The sequence below is a fragment of the Pontibacter rugosus genome (genome assembly GCF_042678745.1).
Classification (GTDB): Bacteria; Bacteroidota; Bacteroidia; order Cytophagales; family Hymenobacteraceae; genus Pontibacter; species Pontibacter rugosus.
The window spans coordinates 1-4259 of the sequence record NZ_JBHTLD010000305.1; the positions used below are offsets into that span (position 1 = coordinate 1).

Below are 4259 nucleotides of genomic sequence, written 5' to 3' on the forward strand. Positions count from 1 at the left end.
TATATTTTTATAACTATGTTGTTAGCAATCTTGCTTCAAGCTGTATCTGAAGGCGCTGGTCTTGGTATCATGGGTGCCGGTATCGGTGCAGGTCTAGTGGCTCTTGGCGCTGGTCTTGGTATCGGTCGTATCGGTGGTTCTGCAATGGAATCTATCGCTCGTCAGCCAGAGGCTGGTGGCAAAATCCAGACTGCCATGATCATCTCTGCTGCACTTATCGAGGGTGTTACCCTTTTCGGTGTGGTAGTGTGTCTTCTGATCGCTATTGCTTAATTACCATTAGGTAAAAGTATCAAAGGCTAACAAGCTTTTGTAGATCTCACGTCTGGGCGTATGGCCCAGACGTTGAGGTCTAAACATAGTGCTTTATAGTTAAAATGGTGGTTGCGGCTACCCCTGATAAGAAACAAATTCAACCTACATAAACAATGGAATTAGTAACCCCTGGTATAGGTCTACTTTTCTGGCAGACAGTAACGTTCCTGATCGTGCTGTTCCTGCTTGCAAAGTTTGCATGGAAGCCAATCATGCGTGCACTGCACGATCGTGAGACTTCTATCGAAAATGCATTAAGTGCGGCTGAGAAAGCAAAGCTGGAAATGCAGTCGTTGAAAGCAGACAACGAAAAGTTGTTGGCTGAAGCTCGTTTAGAGCGCGACAAAATCTTGAAAGAGGCTACTGAGGCTGGAAACAGCATTGTAGAAACTGCAAAGCAAAAAGCTGACGAAGAAGGTGCTCGTATGATTACGAATGCACGTGAGGCGATCGAAAATGAGAAGCGTGCTGCCATTACAGAGGTGAAGAACATGGCTGCTACACTATCGTTAGAGATTGCTGAGCAGATATTGAGACGTGAGTTGAGCGACAAGAACGCACAGCAGGCACTGGCTCAGGATTATATTCGTGAAGTAACGCTTAACTAACAAATAAACTGTGAACTGCTAACGCAGTCTCATTGTCTTATACACAAGCACTATGTCAGAAATTAGAGTTGCTTCAAGATATGCGAAGTCACTGCTTGAGCTGGCTATCGAAAGAAACGAGTTGGAGCAGGTAAATGCTGACATGCAACTGTTCTCGAAGGTAGTTTCTCAGAACCGCGATTTTCAGCTGCTGTTGGAGAATCCAATCGTAAAGTCAGATAAGAAGCTGGCAGTAATTAATGCCATTTTCCAGGGTAAGGTACAGGAGCTGACGCTGTCCTTCTTTAATCTTGTCGCCCGGAAAAATCGTGAATCGGCACTTGAAGCCGTTGCAAAATCTTTTCAAGACCAATACAAAGTAGAAAAAGGAATACAGACAGCCGAAGTAATTTCTGCTGTACCTCTTTCTCCTGCACTACGCGATGAGCTGGGACAACGCCTTGTTGCTGAAACAGGCAAACGTATTGAGCTGGTTGAGCGCGTAGATCCTTCACTGATCGGTGGCTTTGTGCTGCGCGTAGGTGATAAACAAATTGACAGCTCTGTGAAGAACAGTCTTCGCAAGCTGAAGAATAATTTTAAAGACAACCCATACATCAATAAACTATAATCATGGCAGAAGTAAGACCTGATGAAGTATCAGCCATATTGAGAGGGCAGCTATCTAACTTCCGTACCGAGGCGGAACTGGAAGAAGTAGGTACTGTACTGCAAGTGGGTGACGGTGTCGCTCGAATTTACGGACTTTCTAAAGCACAGTCCGGTGAGCTTTTAGAGTTTGAGAACGGTCTGCAGGCCATGGTTCTGAACTTGGAAGAAGACAATGTAGGTGCCGTATTACTTGGAGACTACAGCGAAATTAAAGAAGGTGCGACCGTAAAAAGAACAAACCGTATTGCCTCTGTAAAAGTAGGTGAAGGTATTGTTGGTCGTGTTGTAAATACATTGGGTTTGCCTATTGATGGTAAAGGCCCTGTTACTGGCGAACTATACGAAATGCCTTTGGAGCGTAAAGCACCAGGTGTGATTTTCCGTCAGCCAGTTAACGAACCAATGCAGACAGGTATCAAGGCAATTGACTCCATGATTCCGGTTGGCCGTGGTCAGCGTGAGTTGATCATCGGTGACCGTCAGACAGGTAAAACTGCGGTAGCCATTGATACTATCCTGAACCAGCGCGAATTTTTCGATAGAGGCGAGCCTGTTTACTGTATCTATGTGGCCGTAGGCCAGAAAGCATCTACCGTTGCGCAAGTAGTAAAAGCCCTGCAAGAAGGTGGTGCGATGGAGTATACTACTGTTGTAGCTGCATCTGCCGCTGACCCTGCTCCAATGCAGTTCTTCGCACCATTTACAGGTGCTGCTATCGGTGAGTTCTTCCGCGATACAGGCCGCCCTGCACTTATTGTGTATGATGACCTGTCTAAGCAGGCTGTTGCATACCGTGAGGTATCGCTGTTGCTAAGAAGACCACCAGGACGTGAGGCTTATCCAGGTGACGTATTCTACCTGCACTCTCGCTTATTGGAGCGTGCTGCCAAAGTAACTTCTTCTGACGAGATCGCTCGTAACATGAACGATTTGCCAGACTCTATCAAGCATTTGGTGAAAGGTGGCGGTTCATTAACAGCGCTTCCTATCATTGAAACGCAGGCTGGTGACGTTTCTGCTTATATCCCGACAAACGTAATCTCTATTACGGATGGTCAGATATTCCTGGAGACAAACCTGTTCAACTCTGGTATTCGTCCGGCTATTAACGTAGGTATTTCGGTATCACGTGTAGGTGGTTCTGCCCAGATTAAGTCGATGAAGAAAGTAGCTGGTACCTTGAAGCTGGATCAGGCACAGTTCCGTGAACTAGAGGCATTTGCTAAGTTCGGTTCTGACCTGGATGCATCAACTAAGCTGACTATCGAGCGTGGTCGTCGTAACCTTGAAATCCTGAAGCAGGCGCAGTTCTCGCCGGTAGCTGTAGAAGAGCAGGTTGCCATGATCTACTGTGCTACCAACGGTTTGCTTGATGAGGTTCCTGTTTCAGAAGTAAGAGCGTTTGAAGGTGAGTACCTGCGCGCCCTGCGTGCACAGCACACAGATGTTCTGAACGGCTTAAGAGCTGGTAAACTGGATGATCAGATTACTGGTACACTGAAGCAGGTTGCGAAAGAGATTTCAGCTAAATATAGAAAATAGTCATAGTCAAGGAATTAGGAGTTAAGAGCAGTTCGCTTTTAACTCCTAATTTTATGTTTATAACAATAGTATGGCAAGTTTAAAAGAGGTTAGAAGCCGCATTGTATCGGTGTCTTCGACACAGCAGATCACGAAAGCCATGAAAATGGTGTCGGCTGCTAAGTTAAGACGCGCGCAGGATAGCATTATGCGTATGCGCCCTTATGCGCAGCGCCTGAGTGGCATTCTGACGAACCTTTCATCAATGACAGAAGGCTCTGTAGAAAACCAGTATGCTCAAAAGCGTGAGGTTAACAGCGTGCTGATCATTGCCGTAACCTCTGACCGTGGCTTGGCGGGTGCATTCAACTCGAACATTGTAAAAGGAGTTGTCTCACTTATTCAAAACAAGTATAGCGCTCAGTTTGAAGCAGGAAGAGTAACAGTGCTGACGATAGGCCGCAAAGGAAACGATGCCTTCCGCAAGAGAGGCATGAACGTAATCAGCGACTATGCCAATCTTTTCTCTACCTTATCTTTTGACGCTGTACGTGAAGCGGCTGAACGAGCAATGGCTGGCTTTGCGAGTGGAGAGTTTGATCAGGTTGATCTTGTTTTTAACGAGTTTAAGAACGTAGCTACTCAGGTTGTGCGCCAGGAGCAGTTCCTTCCAATAGTGGAGAAACCAGCTGCAGAGATTGATCCTGCTGCCATGCAGGTAGATTACACATTTGAGCCATCTAAAGAAGAAATCATACTTGAGCTGATTCCGAAGTCGCTTAAAATTCAGGTATACAAAGCTGTGCTGGAGTCTAATGCCTCTGAACATGGTGCCCGTATGACAGCCATGGATAAAGCAACAGAGAACGCTGGAGAGTTAATCAAGGAATTAAAGCTGACCTATAACAGGACACGCCAGGCTGCCATCACGAAAGAGATTCTCGAAATCGTGGGTGGTGCCGAGGCCTTAGCAGCCAAATAAAAAGCTTCCAAAAGCAAGACAGCAGCGCCCATCAGCACAGGTGGGCGCTGCTTATTTTTTGAGGGGTAGCCTGCAGAAGGCGCTGTTACTAAATTGTAAAATTAGGTGTGCAGCTTTAGCTAAAGGTAAAACCGTGAGAGTACTTATTATATTTGTGATAAGTAACTTTGAAAAATATGAAA

5 protein-coding genes are annotated in these 4259 nt (G+C 45.9%); all 5 read left to right on the top strand.

Translation table 11 applies throughout. From position 1 onward, the window contains the following. Positions 1 to 15: 15 nt before the first annotated feature. Complete coding sequence (gene atpE, locus ACFQ2O_RS20280; RefSeq protein WP_266203433.1) at positions 16 to 273, top strand: ATP synthase F0 subunit C; 258 nt, start codon at positions 16 to 18, stop codon at positions 271 to 273. Between the two features lie 155 nt (positions 274 to 428). Further along, on the top strand, positions 429 to 923 hold the full coding sequence (locus ACFQ2O_RS20285) for a F0F1 ATP synthase subunit B (RefSeq protein WP_377532378.1): 495 nt from the start codon (positions 429 to 431) through the stop codon (positions 921 to 923). 52 nt (positions 924 to 975) lie between these two features. Then, complete coding sequence (gene atpH / locus ACFQ2O_RS20290; RefSeq protein ID WP_377532381.1) at positions 976 to 1533, top strand: ATP synthase F1 subunit delta; 558 nt, start codon at positions 976 to 978, stop codon at positions 1531 to 1533. 2 nt (positions 1534 to 1535) lie between these two features. Further along, positions 1536 to 3116 carry a F0F1 ATP synthase subunit alpha gene (atpA, locus tag ACFQ2O_RS20295; protein ID WP_377532384.1) on the top strand — a complete coding sequence of 527 codons (1581 nt, stop codon included), beginning with the start codon at positions 1536 to 1538 and terminating at the stop codon, positions 3114 to 3116. 70 nt (positions 3117 to 3186) lie between these two features. Beyond that, a complete protein-coding gene (gene atpG, locus ACFQ2O_RS20300) occupies positions 3187 to 4077 on the top strand; it encodes an ATP synthase F1 subunit gamma (RefSeq protein ID WP_377532387.1) in 891 nt (296 codons plus the stop codon). Positions 4078 to 4259: the final 182 nt, after the last annotated feature.

Excerpts from the sequence above, each read along its gene's own strand:
- atpE (WP_266203433.1), top strand. The coding sequence starts at position 16 with ATGTTGTTAGCAATCTTGCTTCAAGCTGTATCTGAAGGCGCTGGTCTT.
- ACFQ2O_RS20285 (WP_377532378.1), top strand. The coding sequence starts at position 429 with ATGGAATTAGTAACCCCTGGTATAGGTCTACTTTTCTGGCAGACAGTA.
- atpH (WP_377532381.1), top strand. The coding sequence starts at position 976 with ATGTCAGAAATTAGAGTTGCTTCAAGATATGCGAAGTCACTGCTTGAG.
- atpA (WP_377532384.1), top strand. The coding sequence starts at position 1,536 with ATGGCAGAAGTAAGACCTGATGAAGTATCAGCCATATTGAGAGGGCAG.
- atpG (WP_377532387.1), top strand. The coding sequence starts at position 3,187 with ATGGCAAGTTTAAAAGAGGTTAGAAGCCGCATTGTATCGGTGTCTTCG.